The organism is Desulfosporosinus sp. FKB (assembly GCF_002196705.1).
Lineage (GTDB): Bacteria > Bacillota > Desulfitobacteriia > Desulfitobacteriales > Desulfitobacteriaceae > Desulfosporosinus.
The window spans coordinates 479,578-500,121 of the sequence record NZ_NADJ01000039.1 but is presented as its reverse complement, the minus strand read 5'-3'; the positions used below and the strand labels follow the sequence as shown (position 1 = coordinate 500,121).

The following is a 20,544-nucleotide window of genomic DNA, read 5'->3' as shown; positions in this document are numbered from 1 at the left end:
ATATGCTCCGATAGGTAAAAGTGTGGACTGCTTTTTCACACATGAACTGTTTGTTTTCTGGGAGTAAGATTCGTCTTTAGCTGCTGGTGTTTGGAAGCAACATGGTTCAGGTAAAGCGACAACAGGAAAGCGCAGCTTACGAAACCTAAGATTAGACTAATCACGCCCCCCCAGCCAAATGCTTGCCAGAAGGTACCGCCGACGGTTCCGCCCGTACTCGAACCTGCATAATAGAAAAAGAGATAGAGCGATGAGGCTTGGGCTTTGTCACGAATGGCTTGGTGGCCAACCCAGCTGCTGGCGATGGAATGACTGCCAAAAAACCCAAAGGTGAGGAATGCAATCCCGAGAATTTTAATGGCCAGAGATGTCTGTAGGGTGAGACAAGCTCCTAAAGCCATAAGCAATAATCCAATCCAAAGCATTTTGTTTCGGCCGTGCATATCTGCCTGACGGCCCATCCAAGTGGAACTAAACGTGCCGACAATATATAAGATGAAAATAAAGCCAACAATTGTTTGACTCAGGGAATAGGGCGGGGCCATTAATTGAAAGCCGATATAATTATAAAGTGTTACAAAACTTCCTAAAATAAAAAAGGCAATTCCATATAGACAAAGAAGGCTGGGATCTTTCAGATGGTCAATCATGGATTTTGTCAGCATTTTAATTTCCAGTGGGCGTGGTTGGAAATGTTCTGATGGCGGCAAGAGATAGCAGAAAAGCAAACTGGCCAGAACGCTTAAAATCCCAACGGTGCCAAGAGCCACCCGCCAATTGAAGAAATCAGTCAGGATTCCAATAATAATCCGGCCGCTCATCCCGCCAACTGAGATTCCGCTGATATAGAGCCCCATGGCAATTCCTAAGTCCCCACGTTCAATCTCTTCGCTGAGATAAGCCATGGCTACAGCGGGCAAACCTGCCAGAACGATGCCCTGAAGAACGCGAAAGAGAAGAAGCATATGATAATTTGGGACGAAAGCAGTGAACATGGCTAAAACCGAAGCCGAAACGAGAGAAAAAATCATCAGCGGCTTACGCCCTTTGACTTCTGACAAGGATCCAACAAAAAGCATACTAATGGCCAGAGCCATGGTTGTTAAAGAAAGGGATAAACTTGCTATTGCCGGGGAGATATGAAATTCCCGGGAAAACACTGGCAGTAGTGGTTGTGTACTGTACATAATGGCAAAGGTATTAAAACCACCGAAAAACATGGCTAAGGTTGTTCTGCGAAAGGTCTTTGTTCCTTTCTTAATGTAAGGCATCTCATTCATGAAAGTTCACTCCAATAATTATTTCGCTTACTTATCCTACACCTTGACACCTTATTACGTCTAATTTATAATTTGCATTAAATTAATAACTATCAGTAATGAATAATAAGACAGTAATTTAGATGATTTCGGAGAGGCAATTTTCATGGAATGGACACAATTTCAATACTTTCAAGTTGTAGCTCAACTGCAGCACTTTACGAAAGCCGCAGAAACCTTGAATATTTCCCAGCCGGCGCTGAGTCGCTCGATTGCCAGACTTGAAGAAGAACTGGGTGTTCCCTTGTTTGAACGACAGGGACGCACAGTAGTTCTAAATGGCTATGGCAGAATCTTTCTTAATCGAGTGAACCGCGCGATTCAGGAAGTTACTTTAGGACAGCAAGAAATTCAGGATTTGATTGATCCTTCCCAAGGCAGCGTTTCTTTGGGATTCATTCATTCTCAGGGTTCAAATCTTGTTCCGGATTTATTAGGCACCTTTCACAAAAATTTTCCGGGTATTCGCTTCATGCTTTATCAAAATTTAACAAATCAAGTCATAGATCAATTAGAGACCGGGGATATTGATTTCTGTTTTTGTTCCCAGCCTTTGGCCCATGAAAATGTCCATTGGATTCAGCTGTTCACCGAAGAGATTATTCTAATTGTCCCTCGTGAACATCCTCTAGCCCAACGAAAGACGGTAAAACTCGCAGAGTTGTCGGAAGAGCCCTTCATTGCTTATAAAAAAGAATTATCTTTAGGCGAGATCACTGATCGGCTTTTTCGAGAAGCAGGAATTACCCCCAAGGTAACTTTTGAGGGTGAAGAGATTGGAACGATTATGGGATTAGTGGCGGCAAAACTTGGGATTGCCCTTATTCCCAAGGTCAAGGCCTTTGATATGAGCGGACTATCCCAAGTCCATGTGTCAGCACCTCTATGCCAGAGGGTCATAGGAATGGCCTGGGTCGAGGGACGATACCTTTCACCTGCCGCCAAGCGTTTCAAAGAATTTGTGATGGAGCATTTTCTCCATGAAAAATAAGTTCCCTTGATAGAAGCTTAAGGGAGAGAAAAGATCTCCCTTAAACCAACAGACGGATCTAAAAAGATCCGTCTGTTGGTTTTAAGCTGTCATTGACGATTACTGCACCATAATGCTGCAAGCGAGAAAGCGAGACGCTGGAGTCCGCCGAAAGAACAACTCCTGCTCTCCCGGGATAATATCTTAGGAATTGTTCAATGATTTCTGGAGACTTGGCTTTAATCATCACCGGTTTTCTAATAAATGATCCAAATTGGCCGGCGAAATCCTCAAGATCAAAGGTTTCTTGGATATTCCCAAAGTCCAGCAGGAGGTAATCAAAAGCATCGGACCGGCATTCGCGGGCTAAGCCAGAGAAGTTACCATCAATTACTGAAGTCATCTCTTCTTGAGATAGCCTTTTAACTGTGTGTTCCTGGTCAGGGGAAAGTACGAGATGATTAAAGGCTGACGCAAGGGCTGGCGCGGATTTTAGGTTGATTTCCGGGATTTGGAGACTGGTAAGAGATTTTCTTAGTTCGCGAATAAATTCCGGAGTAGTTCCGCAGCATCCGCCAATAAGCCGGACGCCATTTTCCAGATAGTCTTTAGTATAGGAGGCAAATTGTTCCGGTGTTTGACGATAAACCAGCTCTTCCTTGATGAGCTCCGGCATGCCGGCGTTAGGTTTTACGCAAAGAGGAACGGAGGCAACAGAATACATCCGTTTTATAGGTTCAATTAAACTTTCCGGACCACCTGAGCAATTTGCCCCAACGATTGAAGCACCGAGGGACTGGCAGACGATGGCACAGGCTTCCGGTGAATTACCAAAGGTTGTTCGTCCATTGGCTTCAAAGGTCGCCGAAGCAATAATTGAAAGTTTTGTTGTTTCTTTTGCTGCCAAAATGGCCGCCCTTAATTCATTTAAATCAATAAAGGTCTCAAAGTTCACAAGGTCTGCTCCGGCATCTTCGATGGCTTTTAAGGATTCTTGGAAGACGTTGTAAGCCTCATCAAAACTTAAATCACCGGCAGGTTCCATAATTGAACCGGTAGGGCCCAACGATGCAGCTATATAGGTTTGGCTGCCAACAGTCTCCCGTGCTAATTTAACGCCTGCTGCCACAAGTTCAGAGGTTTTGTCCCCCAGGCCATGTTTGCCCAGAGTTATTTTGTTGCCCGGAAATGTATTGGTTTGAATTATGTCTGAGCCGGCTTGCTGATATTCGGCATAGAGATTTTTCACAACATCCGGATGCGATAAATTCCACTCTTCGGAAGCCTCATGTCCGCTTAGGCCTTTCTTTTGGAGCATAACTCCTTTAGAGCCATCATATAATAAAACCCTTTCTTGAATTGATTTCAGAAAGTCATGCAAGGATTTAACCCCCTTCATAGATTAAATTTACTGTCATCAATAACCTCAATACTAACTAAAATTGCCTCTTTAGGCAACTAATATTTGATCCAATCGTAAGATTTCCACTTCAAGTGGAAGTGGCTCCCATTTAAACGAGTTCACTCATTTTTTGACTCGTTATATTCGCTCCAACTTAATAATAGTTTCATCAGAAAAGGTCACGATGGATCCGGTAATTTTCGTTGGACTTTCATGTTGTCTCTATAAAATTGCTGAAGAGGAAGACTAGGTTATCTAATCTTCCTCTTCTAAATTTAGACTCTAATTATTAAATTATTGTAAACTTTCCGGCTTATCTCCGTTTCTTGTTACGCAGCAAGCGCGAGCTGAAGAAAACTATTCAGATAGCTAAAACGAACTTGTTGATCAGGATTTATCATTGTTAGCAAACGCTGCTGCTGATGTTACTAAAATAGAGTTTCCAAAAGCGAAATAAGCAATCCTTAAAGCTTCGGCGATCTCAGCATCACTAGTCCCTTGGGCCCTTAGTTGATTGGCAATCGATGATACTCCTTGACCCGCCCCATGAGCAGCATCCAAAGCGAGAGCAATCAATAGTTTTGTCTTTTGATCCAAAGCCCCCGGTGCCATTGCTGATGCAAAAACCTTTTCAATCGCCTGAGCAAAGTCCGGATCACTGGTTTCTAAAAACTTTAGATAGATAGGTAGTGACATGAAAATGCCTCCTTTATGTGTTTGATTTTAATTAGTTTATCACAGAACTGGAGGAAGCCATAATAAGTTTGAACCCCTTTGTTATCCCCTAAAATAAGAACGAGTGTCGGAAAAGGGTATCCGTTATTTATCGAATCGTAAGACTCCCCCTTCAAGTGGGAGTGTTTCCCATACCTTGCTTCGGTGGGGGAGTCCATCCTTCAGCGCGATAGAATTTGTTATGGCTTAGGCGCTTTCGGCGAAAGTGTCCACAGGACACTTTCGTCACCGAAGCCCCGATGTTCAGCTTTAGCTGAACGAGTTCACTGACACTTCAGTTTTAAAAGTGTTCCAAACAAGGCTTCAAATCATGTTATCGACATCAAATGAGATATTAACCGAGTATTAGTAAAATTAATCACGACTACATTGACAGATTAAAGGTCAAAGACTATACTTTGCAGGACTACCTAACGTTTGGTAGGCAATTAGTCAGGAGTGTTGCTGCAATGGAAACAAAGAAAAGACTTATGGATTCTGCCTTCAAATTGTTTGCTTATAAAGGAAACGAGTTTTCCTTATCCGAAGTGGCAAGTGAAGTCGGGATACAAAAAGCCTCTATTTATGCTCATTTTGCCAGTAAAGAGGAGCTGTTGTATGAGGTGATTGATCAAGAGATCAATCAATATTTTTTAGAAATCAATGAGCACTATCGGGATTTGAAAAGCATGTTTTTTATGATTTTGAATTATTACGATAGATCTCAAACGAAGCTGTATTTTTGGAAAAGGTTGCTTTTGTTTCCGCCGCAAGCCTTTGCGCAAACGTTGATTGCCAAAATACATACCTTATCTGAGGAGCGCTTTCAAATCGTCAAAGATATCATTCGGGCCAATATGAAGGAGGGGATTATTCGCAATCAAAATCCGGAAACAGTGGCAATTTCCTATATGGCTTTGATTCATGGCATCTTATCAAGCGTCATTATCTATCAAGCTGAAAATGTTACAGTTCATTTGGAAGAGATTTGGGAAAATTTCTGGAAGGGGATTTGCTAAGTACCAAGAGAAAATCCGTAAATTTTTGGAGGTCTAATTATTCATGGAGCTATATGTGCGCAATTTATTTTTGATGTCTGTTTTATTGTATGTACTGGGTGCCGCTGCTTCGGCTCTTATCTATTTCTTCAGGAAACCGGATAAAACCGGTATGACCGGCAGCTTCTTGGTAAATGCCTTCTGTATTGTCGCTTCCGGTCTGGGAGGAGCAGCTGCTGTGGCTAAAATTCTGTTTGCAGTTAACCCTCTTGAACTGATTAACCTATCGTCCGCCATCCCGTTCATATCTCTAGAGATGAACCTGGATAACCTTTCGGCGTTCTTTGTTTTGGCCCTATCTGTCTTAGTGTTCAGCGTTTCCATCTATTCTATCGGCTATCTTTCCCATTACAACGGAAAAAGAAATATTGGACTTTTTAATTTGTTATATACAATGTTTATTCTTGCGATGATCGGAGTCCTGACTTCAGCCAATACAGTTTGCTTCTACATATTTTGGGAAGCCATGTCTCTGTTTTCCTACTTTTTAGTAGTTTTCGAAGCAGAGAAAGAGGAAAACACCAAAGCAGGGACAGTGTATATCGTCATGACTCATATAGCCACAGCCCTGCTCCTCATTGGGTTTGTTATCATTTATAGTTATACAAAGTCCTTTGCGTTAAACGCAAACACGATGGCAATCCCTGGGATAGTTAAAAATATTGTGTTTGTGCTCTTCTTGATTGGTTTCGGAACGAAGGCTGGTGTTATCCCGCTGCATATTTGGCTGCCTCACGCCCACCCGGCGGCCCCCAGCAATGTTTCGGCGCTGATGTCGGGCATCATGATTAAGACGGCAATTTATGGACTGGTTCGTTTTGTGCTGTGTTATCTGGGTATCCAAAATACCTGGTGGGGAATTGTGATCTTAATTCTCGGCGTTCTGTCTGCCGTTCTCGGCGTGGCCTATGCCTTAATGGAGCATAACATCAAGCGGCTTTTAGCTTTTCACAGCGTGGAAAATATCGGGATTATCCTGATCGGCTTGGGTGTTTCTTTTATCGCCTTTGCCCAGCATCATCAAATTGTCGGCGGGCTGGCCCTGACGGCCGCTCTTTTGCATACCTTTAACCATACATTGTTTAAAGGCGGTTTGTTTCTCGGTGCCGGTGCTATTCAATATGCAGCCCATACTAAAAATATCGAGGATTTAGGCGGCCTCATTAAAACAATGCCGCTTACAGCCTTGTTTGTCCTGTGTTTTTCGCTGGCAATATCGGCTATTGTTCCATTCAATGGCTTTGTCAGTGAATGGCTGACCTATCAATCGCTTTTTGCTAATATCCTTCCGGAACATATCGGACTTAATTTCTTAGCTGTTTTAGCTGTGGCAGCACTTGCTTTGACAGGGGCTCTGGCTGCAGCCTGTTTTGTCAAACTTTTCGGCATATCTTTTTTAGGTCTGCCCCGAAGCGAGCAAGCAGCTAAAGCCCAAGACGTTCCGGCAACGATGACGCTAGGGATGGGAATACTTGCAGCCCTCTGTCTGGGCATTGGCCTTTTTCCATTAACGATGATTAAGCTTTTGGACAAGGTCGTTTTTAGTGTAGGCGGCGGTTCCATCTACGGTCAGCTTCAAGGAGGGTTTATGCTGGCCTATTACCCGTTAACGATCTCAGTCAACAGCATATCTCCCCTTGCTTTTATCCTCGCTTTGGGTGCCATCATTCTTCTTGCGCTCATCGTGATTAGAATTGTGGGCGGAAAATACATCGAACGTCGATATGGGACTTGGGATTGTGGCTTTGAGGCTTTGAATTCCCGCATGCAGTATAGTGCTACAGGTTTTTCTAAACCGATTAAGATTGTCTTTAGGGCCTTATTCAGACCGGTCCGCAAAACGATTGTCGAAGGGGATTCGATGTATCATCCGGAATCGATCATGTATTCCACCACGGTTACTTCGATTTTTGAAGATTACCTGTATGAACCTCTTTATAGGGCGCTTCTCAGGTTTTCCAAGAGGACAAAGTTTAGAGTTCAGACCGGCAGTATTCACAACTATCTCTTGTACATTTTTGCACTGGTCTTGTTGTTAATGTTATATAACCGCTTTGCTTAAGGATTAAAGTTTGTTAGGAAGGGGGAGATTGCGCAGTGAACAGTATTGTTTACCTCTTGATTCAATTATTAGTCATTTTACTCGTTGCACCTTTCGTTAATGGATTGATCAAAAAGGTTAAGGCCTTGAGCCAAAAAAGAAAAGGTGCTTCAGTTTTGCAGATGTATTTTGATCTATACAAGCTCGTTAAAAAGAAGCCCGTCGTTTCGAACATTTCTTCGTGGATTTTTCATGTGACTCCCTATATTGTCTTTGCGACAGCCCTGGCTGCGGCCCTGCTTGTTCCTGTTTCGACGAAGATTCTGCCGCCGCAAATTCCTGGAGATTTTATTATGGTTGTTTCCATCTTGGCCCTCGGCAGGTTTTTTCTGATGATTGCAGCTCTGGACACGGCAAGTACCTTTGGCGGAATGGGCAGCAGCAGGGAGGCCATGATTTCTGCGCTCATTGAACCGTCTATCCTGATCTCGATGTTCACGGTTGCCCTTATTTCCCGCTCAACCTCGCTGCCTCAGATCATGGAAACAGTTCAGAAAGTTGGGCTTCCCTTAGCCCATCCGGTCTATATCATGGTAGGCCTGGCCTTATTAATTATTATCCTTGCCGAGACCTGCCGCATACCGGTTGATGACCCGGCAACACATCTGGAATTAACAATGGTTCATGAGGCAATGATTCTGGAGTATTCTGGGAGACATTTGGCTCTATTAGAATACGGTGCCGCAGTAAAACAGCTTGTTTTTATGACTTTGTTTGTGAATATTTTAATCCCCCAAGATCAGATGATTGGGTTCATGGGTTTGGGGGCTCTGATCCTTTCACTTCTTATTTATTTACTAAAGGTCATCCTGCTGGCTTTGGCCATGGGAATTATTGAGGTTAATACGGTAAAATTAAAACTTTTCAGCATTCCTAATCTGGCCGCCCTGTCCTTTATTCTTGCATTTTTAGGTGTTTTACAGTTTTTGATCCTGGGAGGTAAGCATGTCTAATTTGGCTGTGAATTCTAATTTGTTAGAAACTCTATCGGTCTTAATCTTATTATCTTCCTTCGTCCTGATGGCTAATAAAAGAATCAATTCCTACATTAAAACCTTTCGGATTCAGTCGTTCCTGATAGCTTTAGCCGCCGGCATCATGGGGCTCCGAAGTCTGATGAGCGAGGGACGGTGGGATTTTCTGGTGGTGTGCCTGCTCATCATGATCCTCAAGGTTCTTTATATTCCTAACATGTTGAACAAAACTTATAAGAATGTCAGCTACAAAGTTGAAAAAGACTTCATTTTAAATATTCCTATCCTCGTCCTGCTCTGCTGCGGACTCGTTGTGTTTTCTTACTTCACCTTGTCAGGGGTTGACGGGATTAGTCAGGACGTTTTAAACATGCAGCTTGTCAACTCGGTCTCTGTGATTTGGATTGGTCTATTATTTATGATCAGTCGTAAGAAAGCGATCGGCCAGATCATCGGCTTTTTGGTCATCGAAAACGGTCTTTATATCACCGCGATGTACTCAACTCAAGGGATGCCCTTTATCGTTGACCTGGGGATCTTTATTGACCTTCTTACCTTTGTGTTGATTATGGGTGTTATGACGTTTCGTATCAATGAAAAATTTGACTCCATTGATACAGATCAACTGAATAACCTGAAAGGATAAGATATAAAGATGGGCATTTTACTCCTGATCGTACCTTTAATTGCAGTTCTGTTGTTATTAACCGTCAAACAAAGCCAATTCCGGCATGCCATAAGCGTTGGGGCTTCAAGTTTGCTGCTGATCCTGGCCTTAAGACTGAATCGTGAGGTGCTGCTTCACGGCAGTGTCCAATACGCTTCTTACGGCGGCTTCTTCTACGTCGATGCTTTAAGCATGATTGTTTTGGATATTGTATTGATCATTGGTTTTATGGCAGCCATTTTTACGCCAGGTTATTTAGAGGCGGAGATTAAGCACGATAAAATTAGACGGGAAAGACTGGGCCTCTATTATAGTCTGATGTATACCTTCATTTTTACAATGGTACTCGCTTTAACGGTAAAAAATATGGGTCTGATGTGGATTGCTATTGAGGCTACAACCTTATCTTCAGCATTTTTAGTCGGGTTTTATAATGATAAACATGCTTTGGAGGCTGCCTGGAAGTATGTGATTCTCTGTTCGGTGGGAATTGCCATAGCCTTACTGGGGATCATCCTGCTTCATCTCTCCTCGGCCGGTGTTCTGAACAGCAGCTCATTTTTAGACTGGACTGCTCTATATGCTAAGGCAGCTTCGCTGAAAAGTTCTGTTTTACGACTGGCCTTTATTTTTATTCTGATTGGTTTTGGCACGAAAGCCGGTCTTGCTCCGATGCATAACTGGCTTCCCGACGCTCATAGTCAAGCCCCTTCTCCAATCAGTGCCCTGCTGTCTGGGGTCCTCTTGAACACTGCGCTGTACGGAATCATTCGTGCGGCAGTCATTGTCAATCATAATCAGGGAAGCAGCACTTTTACCGGAAGGCTTCTCATCGGTATTGGAATTTTATCCATTGCCACGGCGGCCGTCTTCATCCTTACCCAAAAAGACTACAAAAGACTCCTGGCCTATTCCAGTATCGAACACATGGGAATTATTGTTGTTGCCATGGGGTTATACTCTCCCTTGTCTGTTTTCGGAGGGCTTATGCACATGATCAACCACTCTCTGACCAAATCAATGCTGTTTTTTTCATCGGGCAATATTTTACAAAAATATGACACCAAACAGATTTCCAAGCTCAAGGGAGTCCTGAAAATAATGCCGGTAACGGGGACGGTCTTCCTGCTGGGCTTGTTTGCCATTGCCGGTACTCCGCCTTTCAGTGTCTTTGCCAGTGAGTTCAGCATTGTGGTTGCTGTATTTAACGGACCCTACAAATGGGTTGGGGTAATTTTTGTCTTGCTATTGGCCGCAGTATTTGCCGGGATTGCCGTAACGTTACTGAAGATCTTTTACGGTGAGCCGGGTGATGAGAACTTGCAGGCCGGTGAAGTAAATCTTCCGGGGACCGTTTGTCTGGTCATTCTGCTGGTTGGCATTGCAGTCAGCGGACTTTATCTGCCGGGAGATCTAAAAGAACTTATCACAAAGGCTCAAGGTATCATTCTTGGAACATAGGCGTATGAGGGGAAGAGGAGGGCACGAATGGTGATGACATCGAACTTAAAAGGGAATCTTGAGAGTAAATTTTCTCTCAGGTTTTTTTCCGGCCAACAATTTTCAGAGATCGCCTTTCCACTGACTGCGAAACGATCAACTAATAATCCCCAAGTCACATTGGGTACTGATAAAGATAATTGGCAGCATGTCAGCTTCAGCGATCACGACGATAAATTTTCGCAGGAACAGGATAATGTCTATTATCTTGAAGCACCTTTGGAAAAAATCAAAGAGATTTGCTGCTATATTCAGGAACTTGGCTGTCCGCTCGTCTTAATGTTCGCCAATGACGAACGAAGTTTCCAAGCGGGCTATGCCGTATATTATGTCTTTGCGGTTAGAGAAGAGGGAATGCTTCTAGTGATCAAAACTAAAGCAGACCCAGAAACTATGGAGATACCCTCGATTAGCAATCATGTCCACGCTGCCTCAGGGTATGAACGTGAAATTCAGGACTTGTTCGGAATTGTGCCGGTTGGGCATCCCGATGCTAAACGACTCGTCTTTCACGGCAATTGGCCCCAAGGAGCGTATCCTCTGCGCAAGGATTTTGCTCTTGGGCAAAAGCCGGATTTTGCTCGGGAAAAAATCCGCTTTCAGGAAGTAGCGGGCGAAGGTGTTTATGAGATCCCCGTCGGTCCGGTACACGCCGGGATTATCGAGCCCGGTCACTTCCGGTTTAGTGTTGCGGGTGAACCGATCATCAATCTCGAAGCGCAGTTGTATTATGTTCATAAAGGGATTGAAAAATTAGCTGAAGGTCAAAGTATGGAAAAGTGCCTATTCATTGCCGAACGGATCTCAGGGGATGAGACTTTTGCCAATTCGTTGGCCTACTGTCAGGCGATTGAAGAAATCTCTGAGACGAAGATTCCTCCTAGAGCAGCCTATACCAGAGTTCTCTTTGCTGAACTGGAGAGACTCACCAGTCACTTAGGTGACCTTGGCGGAATTTGTCTCGACGCAGGTTACGGTTTTGCCAACTTTCAGTTTCAAATGATGAGAGGCTGGGCCTATTCCGTCGCTGATGAACTCTGCGGTATGCGGTTTTTAAGAAGTGTCAATAAATTGGGCGGAGTCAGAAAGGACTTCGTCTCCGGTAAGGAAGCTAAGCTGATTGAGCTGCTGTTAAACATTCGTTCCGAACTTGAAGACACCGTGACTATTATCAAATCGAACAGTATGTTTATCGACAGAGTTGAAAACACAGGCATCCTGGAAACCAAAATAGCTGCGGATCTGAATGCTGTCGGACCGGGAGGACGAGCATCAGGGATACGTTACGATGTTCGCAAAGCGTTCCCCTATGCGGCTTATCCAAACTTGGAATTTAAGGTCCCGGAACACAACAATGGTGATATCAACTGCAGGATGAATACCAAAATTGAAGAGAGCTTTGAAGCGATTAACTTAATGATTCAGGCTATTGAAGGGATGCCTGTGGGGAAAGTTTGTGAACCAATCACGGAGGTCAAACCCTATAGGTTCGCTTTCGGGTTAACCGAAGCTCCGCGAGGCGAAAATATTCACTGGGTGATGACCGGAGAGCATAATACCCTTTATCGGTATAAAATCAGAACTCCTTCCTTTTGCAACTGGCCTGCTCTCTGCCATGCTGTTAAGGGAAATATTGTCCCGGATTTTCCTCTGATTAATAAGAGTTTCAATCTTTCCTATGCCGGAAACGATTTATAGTGAATTTTAATATAAAGCAAGGAAGATAGATATGTTCAATACTTTGAAAAAAATTATCAAATATCCAAGGCTGACGCAGGATTATCCCAATAGAAGCCTTACTCCCGCTTCGTTTCTGGGCCAAACGGAGATAGATACGGCGAAATGTAATTTCTGCGGTGACTGTGCCTCACATTGTCCTTCTCATGCCATTGGCCTTGATAAAAGTGCCCGGAGCATTGGCATCGACTACGCAAAGTGTATCTTTTGTATTCTGTGCGAGGAGATTTGCCCGGTTGGTGCAGTCCAAACGACTAATAAATTTGAACTGGCCGTAAGGGATAAGGTAACGCTGAATAGTCATGCTTTATGTACTAATGCCTTAAGTGATACGCCTTTAAGTAATAAGAACAACGATGAATCTATTAATAAGACTGCTATAATTAAAGAAGATAATTTAGCAAACACCTCCTACGAAACTATTTGCAGCGATCTACAAGTAACTATCAAGAGGATTTTTGGCCGAAGTCTCCAAATCAGGGAGGTTGATGCCGGATCCTGTAATGGCTGTGATTACGAAATTAATGCTTTGAATAATCCTTTTAACGATCTGGAAAGGCTCGGGATAAGCTTTGTTGCCTCGCCGCGGCATGCCGATATGTTGTTGGTAACAGGAACCGGAACCAGAAATATGCAGCAGGCTTTGGTTAAAACGTATGAAGCAACGCCTGATCCCAAGCTTGTTGTCGCCGTAGGTGCCTGTGCCTGCAGCGGAGGAATTTTCAGAGATACTTATGCCACAAATAACGGCATTGATTCATTGGTACCTGTGGATGTCTATATTCCGGGATGCCCCCCGAGACCGCAGGCGATCATCTATGGAATCCTGAAAGCCATAGATAGAGTTAAATAAAGAGAGTTAATATAGAGAGAATTAAATAAAGAGAATTCAACAATTGGGTTTATCAATAATATAGAAAGAGCCATTGAAGAACGAAACGTTCATTCTTCAACGGCTCTTTTGTTCGATCAGGAATTATGACCATCGGTTAAATGCTTTTCTCGGTATAAGTGAGACCAACTTCACAGCCGCTCGGATTCGATGAAGCCGGATTTTCCCTTCCTCGTTTGATGTTATATGAATAGCATTTATTCAATCGTATGACTCCTATTTCTACAAGTGGGAGTGGTTCTATACCTTGCTTCGGCGGGGGTAGAGTCCATCCTTCAGCTGAATGAGTTCACTGCTGCGGCCGAAAGATTAAAACTCTGTTTAAATTCTTTCCTGATGTTTAAAACTTAATTTTCCTGGCGGCAGACAGAATAAAACTTAATCCCAAACTTAATAAGGAACAGATTAAAGCCAACTCTGAGAGAGCGACTATATAGGTAGTGTAATGGGTTACCTTCTCGATATAACCGTAGGTATTAAAACCCAGAGAGGTCCCGAGGATTGAAAGCATAAAGAGCATTAAGTAAAGAACAAGGAGTCCCTGAGCTGCTCCTTCAATGTCTGCCCAACTTAAGGCCATGTGAGATGAAATACAAATGGCAATGAACAAAAAAATCCAGAAATTTAGGCTTAATACATGATTTAGGGTAAAAAGACTCTTCATTAGAACAAGAGTGCCCTTGAAAAATTCTTTGAAAAAAGTCAGGTCGGAAGGTTGAGACAGTCCACTTGTTTTCCAATAAAGTTCAAAGGTCTTAAATGAATTTGGTAAGAAAAAGTGCAGACAAAGAAACAGAACGCCAATCCCGCTGAGGAGAGGTGCTATGCCAATGAAGAAATTGCCAACCGATTGATAGATACTCCTCCGATTATAGGAGTGAGAGACATACCCGAGGGTACCATTTGTGCGATTAATTTTTAGTAATTTCAGGTCGGTAATTTTATGACCAAAAATAAGGCACATTAAAGCATGTCCCAGTTCGTGCACCGGAGTGCCCAGCCAGGCAGTCGCCAAAATTCCTTTATAGCCAAAAGCAGCGAAGAAATTTTGGTTTGTTTTACGCTCCAGGATGCCTAATATCAGTCCGATGACAAGCAACGGTCCGACAAGACTGATTAATTCAAGGAAGCTGATTTTAAGGGCTCCGGCTAATAATTGTTCCATTTTAATCTCTCTCATAGTTCAATTTAATGTTTTCGGAAAACTTTAACTTTACAAGAATCCTAAACGAAATTCAATTAGGCTATATTTTTAGAGCTGCTCTTAGAGCGTTCTGTATACATGCTTTTTGCTTCAGGCCGTGTTGTTAAATAAACGCCTGAAATGACGATGGCCGCTCCTAGAAGTTTAAAGAGAGTGACAGATTCGCCTAAGATGGTCACAGACTGAATAATTGTAAAGATCGGTACCAGATTCACGAAAATAGCTGTTCGAGGGGCCCCAATCCGTTGAATTGCGACCATCTGAATGAGATAGCCCAGCACTGAGGCGAAGACACTCATATAGAGGATAGAAAGCCAGCCGCTGGCTGAGGTTGAAGCTAGATAAGCAGAAGGCTTTTCCCACAAGAAGAATGGGAAAGAAATGATAACGCAGATCAAAAAAGTATAAGCAGTTACCATCAGCGGAGATAAGTTATATCGTTTCATAAAACGGCGGCTGAGTAATGAATAAACAGCAAAACAACAAACGGCAACCAGCATAACAATGTCACCTTTATTGAAACGCATTTGAGAAACTAATTGCAGGTCTCCATTGGTAATGACAAAGAAAACTCCCAAAAACGATAAGATCAAACCCAATAACCGGGAGGGCGTTAATCGTTCAGCAAAGAACAATACGGCTAAAAAGGTTGTGACTATGGGATTCATAGCCCCGATAAGTGATGAATTTATAGCTGAGGTATATTTTAAGGATGTGAAAAATAAGGAGTGATAGCAAAATGTCCCGATGAAGCCGAGCAGAAGGAGCGGCAGCCATTGTTTTCCACGGGGTATGCGGTTGCCGGGCTCTCGGAGGTAGAGAATTGCGAAAATAAATGGTAAGGCAAAGAGAAAACGAAAGAATGTAAGGGCAAAGGGTGGAAATTCTCCTACGGCTATTTTACCGGTAATAAAAGCACCCGACCAAAAAATAGATGTCAGCACCATTAAAAGGTGAACCTTTTTATCAGACAATACCAGCGCTCCTCTCAAACTGACTTCAGATTCAAATAATAAACCAATTATAGACTAAGCTTGAAAAATATCAAGGAACGAGAAGCAAATAGTTGTTCATTGAGCGAGGCATTATTCTCGCCTTTGAGACAAATCAGCGGCAGAACTATTTTGTCAATTGATTGTTTGAGAGTATAATTAACTAACTAAAATAATCAACAGAGGGTGTGACTAGATACCATGAAAGTAATTGCTGTCAATGGAAGTCCAAGAAAAACATGGAATACTGCTACGCTATTACATAAAGCTCTTGAAGGTGCTGAATCGGTCGGAGCCCAAACGGAGATCGTACATTTATATGACTTGAATTTTAAAGGTTGTATCAGCTGTTTTGCTTGTAAGCGGAAAAACATCAAGAACGCCGGACATTGTGCCGTACAAGATGATTTAAAAAATGTTCTTGAGAAAGTCTTAGCAGCCGACGTCCTCCTCATCGGCTCCCCCATCTATTTTGGGAATGTTACCGCCGAGATACGTGCTTTTTTGGAACGCCTGTTATTTTCCAACCTTTCCTATAATGAAGGACATCGATCTGTTTTCCAAGGTAAGTTAGCATCGGGTTTTATCTATACCATGAATGTTCCCGAGGAAATTATGCAACAAGTAAAATACGAAGAAAATGTCTTTCAGCCTAACAAAAACATGCTGCAATTACTAGGAGGACCCTCTGAATTCATGATCTCTGCGGATACCTATCAATTTGATGATTATTCCAAGTACGAGGCATCTATGTTTAATGTCAAACACAAGGCTCAAGTGAAAGCCGAACGATTCCCAATTGATTGCCAGAAAGCTTTTGACATGGGAGTTCGTTTAGCAAGGAGCTAAATTTAAGGGATTAGTCAGTAATCAATAATTATCAACCCATTTCATTTGGACTTCTGCATAGAAGGAAAAATAGTTCTTTATTAATACTTATGTTATTGAGGGCCAGGTGGAAGGTTCTAAATGCTTATATTAGATCTTTTCGTACTCGATAGCCATTTCAGAGATAATAATCTGTAAGAACTTATCTTTCTGCAAGAACTTAATTCTTCGGATAGAACTTAAACGAATAGAATTAACAAATGGGACGCAATTCACCTGATAATGGCGTCCCATTTTGTTATTTTGAGAAAATTAGCGATTGGCGGGAGGGAACTTAGGAAGATCCGGCGAAAAAGGAAGAGTGATGAAAGTAACAAGGGGAAGTAAGATGCCTGATTGTGTATTTTGTACTTTGGCGGAGGAAGACATCTTAGCCCGGAACGAGCTGGCCCGAGCTTTTTTTGATAAGTTCCCAGCTATGCAATATTTAGTGGATCGAAGTATTGGGAACTAAACATACAATATTAATAGAGAGAAAGGTTATTGTGTTATGGAGATAAAAAAGGTATCAATTATCGGTTTAGGAGCCTTAGGAATTTTATTTGGCCATCATTTGAGCAAGAGAATGCCCCAAGGGGATTTAAGCATTATTGCTGATCAAGAAAGAATTCGAAGGTATCAAAGGGATTCTCTTTATTGCAATGGTGAGCGCTGCCGATTCAATTATCTGACACCTGAGGACAAAGGAGAGCCGGCCGATCTGCTGATCTTTGCCGTCAAGTACAATGGTTTGCAGGATGCTGTCAAAGCCGTTAAAAATCAGGTCGGGGAACATACGATCATCTTATCGGCACTGAATGGAATTAGCAGCGAAAAAATTATCGGGCAGACTTACGGGATGGACAAAATTCTCTACTGTGTAGCCCAGGGCATGGATGCCGTAAAAGTTGGCAATCAATTAACTTATGCCCATATGGGGATGCTGGTCTTTGGCGAAGGCGAACCGGGGCTCATCTCAGAACGAGTGAAACGGGCTGCTCAATTTTTCGAAGGCATGGCGGTACCCTTTGAAGCAGTAACGGATATGAACCGGCGCATGTGGGGTAAATTTATGCTCAATGTCGGTGTCAACCAAACTGTTGCGGTGTATGAGAGCAACTATGGCGGGATTCAAAAAGAGGGTGCGGCGAGAGATACAATGATTGCCGCTATGAGAGAAGTTATGGTTCTTTCCGAAAAGGAAGGCATTAATTTGACAGAGACGGATTTAACCTATTGGCTGAATCTCTTAGATACCTTAAATCCGGAAGGCAAACCATCCATGCGGCAGGACATGGAAGCCCGACGTTTTAGCGAGGTGGGATTATTTTCTGGGGCAGTTTTGGAGTTAGGGGAAAAATACGGTGCAGCAACACCAGTAAACCAAGAACTCTATCGGCGGATAAAAGAAATCGAAGCTCAATATTGATTTGCCTCAAATGACAAGCCTGATCGCAGATGATACAATATCTATAATAAAGTAAAATATTGGGAGTTGATTATGTGAGTGAGCTGCTCTCAAGGCTGCTCCCCTGATAAGTATTTCTCTCTATTAGGTCAATTACTCATCACCTTAAGTCTCCTGTTGATTTGATTAACTTGGATCGAGGGGATGCCTTTTCCAAGTACCTGTATTTTTAAAATCATCGGGAAAAACATTGATGGCAATCTTCCAAGCGGTAATCATTGGCATAGCAAACTTTTAAATGACAACAGCTACAAATTATCGTGATTTTATTATTTCGGAAAGTTTAAAGAATCAATTGGCAGGGTACTTGGCCTTTAGACATTTAAACGCAATTCATATTCTTTTTTTCTAAAATGGGATGAGTTAAAGAAGCTTATAGATCCATTAGCATCGTTATGGTCAGACTGTAAGTCTGAATTAAGAATATTTCTCGGATTAGAAACTTAATGGCCTTACAAAGTACTAACCTTAGAATATTCTCTATTAGAGAGGAGAAGAAAATGGATAGCAACGTACATGCTGAACAACAAAATTATGTACCTCCGGAACTATCCCCCAAAAAGAAAAAAGGTTTAGCCGGTGTAATTGCTGTCATCATAGGTCTATTGGTAAAATTCAAAGCAGGATTATTATTGGTTTTACCAAAGCTTAAATTTGTCTTTGTTTTATTAAAGCTTGGTAAATTTGGGACAACTGCTTTTTCAATGCTTATTACAATCGTGATCTATGCCTGGACATTTGGCTGGATGTATGCCGTAGGTTTTGTCGCCTTACTTTTTGCCCACGAAATGGGCCATTATATTATGGCCAAATGGGTAGGACTGCCGGTCTCAGGACCAATTTTTATTCCCTTTGTCGGTGCTTTAATACAGCTTAAAGAACCTCCTGTCAATGCTAAAATGGATGCTCAAGTTGGTTATGCAGGGCCTTTTGCAGGTTCCTTGGCTGCGGGACTATTATTTCTTTTCTATCTAGCTACCGGCTCTAAACTTGTTTTAGCACTGTCCTATACGGGGTTTCTTCTTAACCTGTTTAATTTGATACCGGTTCATCCACTGGATGGAGGCCGGGTAACTACTGCGATTTCGCCTTATTTATGGTTGATCGGAATACCGATCTTGATTTATTTTACCATTACCTCTTTCAATCCAATTCTCGTTTTGATCATCATCTTAGGGGGTATTCAAATCTATAAACACTGGAAAGGAACCGAAAAAGAGTTCTACGAAGTATCGCCTGAAACACGGAATATTTTTGCAGTTCTCTACTTTGGTTTGCTTGCCGGTTTAGGCTCAGGTGTCTGGTATACTCTCCAAATACTTGAGACATATAGAAGATTTTAATTAGAGATCCCTCAGCCAAACCATACAAATTGGCACACTGAAACAGAAGCGCTCTCCTTTCACTTTGACAACAGTGAGAGGAAAACGCCTTTTTGATTTCTGATACTCCATGAATTATTCGTATAACTTACATGTTAACTACATTAATATGGGATGAGCTCTGGTTGTTTCGCTCAATAATATGGTTTACTACTTTAACAACAGTGGCCGGCGAATTAGTCAGCTTGACTACTCTAAATTCCCTGGAGTTTTCACCATATAAATCTCCCAGGATTTCCAGAATCTTTTCCTTAATAGCGCTAAATGTCAGCTTATCACTGGCAGCGCGTAGTTCGGGTACCCAAAGTCGATCAATTTCATGAGATAATTGGGATAGTTCTTTACAGGAATGTAGAAACATAGTTCCTCCTTAATCTTAACCAATTAATTGGAATGGGGTTTTCTAAAAGAGGTTAGACGGATTGCCTAAATCAATTCTATAGGAATAATGTTAATTCTCAAGATAACTGGTGTAAAATTTTTGTAAAAAGAATGCAAACTCACGCACGTTCTTAAGATATGTACTTAGTTGCTTTTTAGTGAACAATTTACCAGTTAAATTTTGCAGTTATATTTGTATAGTTTGAGAATATTATAACGCTCGTCTATAACGCCCGGCGTGTGGCTGCTAATAGGATCGAATAGGGTTTCGTTCACATCTTTGCGTTGGGTTGATTGGGAGTTTTCGATATTCAGTTTAAAATCTCTTTCTTAATCTCATAACTATACTCTTTTTTACCTTCCGTTTGACTGTAGGTATATTCTTGAACTTTGTATATAACTTCATTTCCTTCTATAATTCGTTGATCTGTATAGTCGTCTTCGAAGCCGGATAGTACCCTTACTACCTGAGCTCTTCTCGGTAACCCAAAGGAACTGACCGTTACAATCTCGCCAATTTGAGCGGTTTCTTCTTCCTCAGCTTGGGGAATAAGAGCAAAAACTTCGTCATCGGCAATAACCTCATACCCGGTACGCTTACCAAAGCAATCATCATTTTGCCCCGCAAGCTGTTCGATCGTCAGATTTTCTGTAATTGGATTTGTTAGATTTATCGTCATAATTTTTGTGCACTCCTCTGTCTTTAACATATTATCTGGATTAGTATATGGAAATAGAGGGGCATAATACGTTAAGACAGAAACTTCGGAAGTTTAAGTGGGGGCAGTTACCTTTTGGTAACTGGGCTGTCGATAGGTTATGTTTTATCGAAAACATTTTTCACTAAAAACTCTCTGATGGTGATGGTATCGTCAGCTCTGCTGATCAAATATTCATGCTATAATGGATAGTCTAG

General features: G+C 42.2%; 19 protein-coding genes. 12 read left to right on the top strand and 7 right to left on the bottom strand.

The genetic code is table 11. From position 1 onward, the window contains the following. Positions 1-35 precede the first annotated feature (35 nt). On the bottom strand, positions 36-1,271 hold the full coding sequence (locus B5Y67_RS21110; protein WP_088228440.1) for an MFS transporter: 1,236 nt from the start codon (positions 1,269-1,271) through the stop codon (positions 36-38). A 154-nt stretch (positions 1,272-1,425) separates the two neighbouring features. Here B5Y67_RS21110 and B5Y67_RS21105 point away from each other — a divergent pair, with 154 nt between their 5' ends. Continuing rightward, on the top strand, positions 1,426-2,310 hold the full coding sequence (locus B5Y67_RS21105) for a LysR family transcriptional regulator (protein ID WP_088228344.1): 885 nt from the start codon (positions 1,426-1,428) through the stop codon (positions 2,308-2,310). 58 nt (positions 2,311-2,368) lie between these two features. Here B5Y67_RS21105 and B5Y67_RS21100 read toward each other — a convergent pair whose 3' ends face one another. Both B5Y67_RS21100 and B5Y67_RS21095 read right to left on the bottom strand, forming a co-directional pair. Then, positions 2,369-3,670, bottom strand: a complete 1,302-nt coding sequence (locus B5Y67_RS21100) for a homocysteine S-methyltransferase family protein (protein WP_088228343.1) — start codon at positions 3,668-3,670, stop codon at positions 2,369-2,371. Between the two features lie 408 nt (positions 3,671-4,078). Then, a complete protein-coding gene (locus B5Y67_RS21095; protein WP_088228342.1) occupies positions 4,079-4,387 on the bottom strand; it encodes a carboxymuconolactone decarboxylase family protein in 309 nt (102 codons plus the stop codon). A gap of 488 nt (positions 4,388-4,875) precedes the next feature. Between B5Y67_RS21095 and B5Y67_RS21090 the strand changes: the two genes are divergently transcribed. From B5Y67_RS21090 to nuoB, 7 genes are read left to right on the top strand one after another with little or no spacing between them, the layout of a single operon-like run. Then, positions 4,876-5,424 (top strand): TetR/AcrR family transcriptional regulator, encoded by a 549-nt coding sequence (locus B5Y67_RS21090; protein WP_088228341.1) that lies wholly within the window; start codon positions 4,876-4,878, stop codon positions 5,422-5,424. A gap of 43 nt (positions 5,425-5,467) precedes the next feature. Beyond that, positions 5,468-7,525, top strand: a complete 2,058-nt coding sequence (locus B5Y67_RS21085; RefSeq protein ID WP_088228340.1) for a proton-conducting transporter membrane subunit — start codon at positions 5,468-5,470, stop codon at positions 7,523-7,525. A gap of 35 nt (positions 7,526-7,560) precedes the next feature. Next, positions 7,561-8,517: an NADH-quinone oxidoreductase subunit H gene (locus tag B5Y67_RS21080; protein ID WP_088228339.1), complete on the top strand. Its 957-nt coding sequence runs from the start codon at positions 7,561-7,563 to the stop codon at positions 8,515-8,517. A gap of 7 nt (positions 8,518-8,524) precedes the next feature. Further along, on the top strand, positions 8,525-9,184 hold the full coding sequence (locus B5Y67_RS21075) for an NADH-quinone oxidoreductase subunit K (RefSeq protein WP_088228439.1): 660 nt from the start codon (positions 8,525-8,527) through the stop codon (positions 9,182-9,184). Between the two features lie 9 nt (positions 9,185-9,193). Then, complete coding sequence (locus B5Y67_RS21070; RefSeq protein WP_088228338.1) at positions 9,194-10,666, top strand: hydrogenase 4 subunit F; 1,473 nt, start codon at positions 9,194-9,196, stop codon at positions 10,664-10,666. A 27-nt stretch (positions 10,667-10,693) separates the two neighbouring features. Then, complete coding sequence (locus tag B5Y67_RS21065) at positions 10,694-12,403, top strand: NADH-quinone oxidoreductase subunit C (protein ID WP_242976067.1); 1,710 nt, start codon at positions 10,694-10,696, stop codon at positions 12,401-12,403. Between the two features lie 31 nt (positions 12,404-12,434). Further along, complete coding sequence (nuoB, locus tag B5Y67_RS21060; protein WP_088228337.1) at positions 12,435-13,295, top strand: NADH-quinone oxidoreductase subunit NuoB; 861 nt, start codon at positions 12,435-12,437, stop codon at positions 13,293-13,295. 379 nt (positions 13,296-13,674) lie between these two features. Here the strand turns inward: nuoB and B5Y67_RS21055 are convergent, their stop codons facing one another. Next, positions 13,675-14,499 carry a hypothetical protein gene (locus B5Y67_RS21055; RefSeq protein WP_088228336.1) on the bottom strand — a complete coding sequence of 275 codons (825 nt, stop codon included), beginning with the start codon at positions 14,497-14,499 and terminating at the stop codon, positions 13,675-13,677. A gap of 74 nt (positions 14,500-14,573) precedes the next feature. After that, positions 14,574-15,512 carry a DMT family transporter gene (locus B5Y67_RS21050; protein WP_088228335.1) on the bottom strand — a complete coding sequence of 313 codons (939 nt, stop codon included), beginning with the start codon at positions 15,510-15,512 and terminating at the stop codon, positions 14,574-14,576. A gap of 219 nt (positions 15,513-15,731) precedes the next feature. Between B5Y67_RS21050 and B5Y67_RS21045 the strand changes: the two genes are divergently transcribed. From B5Y67_RS21045 to B5Y67_RS21035, 4 genes are all read left to right on the top strand, one after another. Further along, positions 15,732-16,379, top strand: a complete 648-nt coding sequence (locus tag B5Y67_RS21045) for a flavodoxin family protein (RefSeq protein WP_088228334.1) — start codon at positions 15,732-15,734, stop codon at positions 16,377-16,379. A 367-nt stretch (positions 16,380-16,746) separates the two neighbouring features. Continuing rightward, positions 16,747-16,872, top strand: a complete 126-nt coding sequence (locus tag B5Y67_RS26280) for a hypothetical protein (protein ID WP_282432801.1) — start codon at positions 16,747-16,749, stop codon at positions 16,870-16,872. Between the two features lie 36 nt (positions 16,873-16,908). Continuing rightward, positions 16,909-17,826, top strand: a complete 918-nt coding sequence (locus B5Y67_RS21040) for a ketopantoate reductase family protein (RefSeq protein WP_088228333.1) — start codon at positions 16,909-16,911, stop codon at positions 17,824-17,826. Between the two features lie 539 nt (positions 17,827-18,365). Continuing rightward, positions 18,366-19,208: a site-2 protease family protein gene (locus B5Y67_RS21035; RefSeq protein WP_242976066.1), complete on the top strand. Its 843-nt coding sequence runs from the start codon at positions 18,366-18,368 to the stop codon at positions 19,206-19,208. 127 nt (positions 19,209-19,335) lie between these two features. On the opposite strand, the gene B5Y67_RS21030 is transcribed toward B5Y67_RS21035, so the two are convergent. Both B5Y67_RS21030 and B5Y67_RS21025 read right to left on the bottom strand, forming a co-directional pair. Further along, positions 19,336-19,608 (bottom strand): hypothetical protein, encoded by a 273-nt coding sequence (locus tag B5Y67_RS21030; RefSeq protein ID WP_088228332.1) that lies wholly within the window; start codon positions 19,606-19,608, stop codon positions 19,336-19,338. Positions 19,609-19,939: 331 nt separating this feature from the next. Continuing rightward, entirely contained in the window at positions 19,940-20,308 is a 369-nt protein-coding gene (locus tag B5Y67_RS21025; RefSeq protein WP_088228331.1) for a hypothetical protein, read from the bottom strand. Positions 20,309-20,544 lie beyond the last annotated feature (236 nt).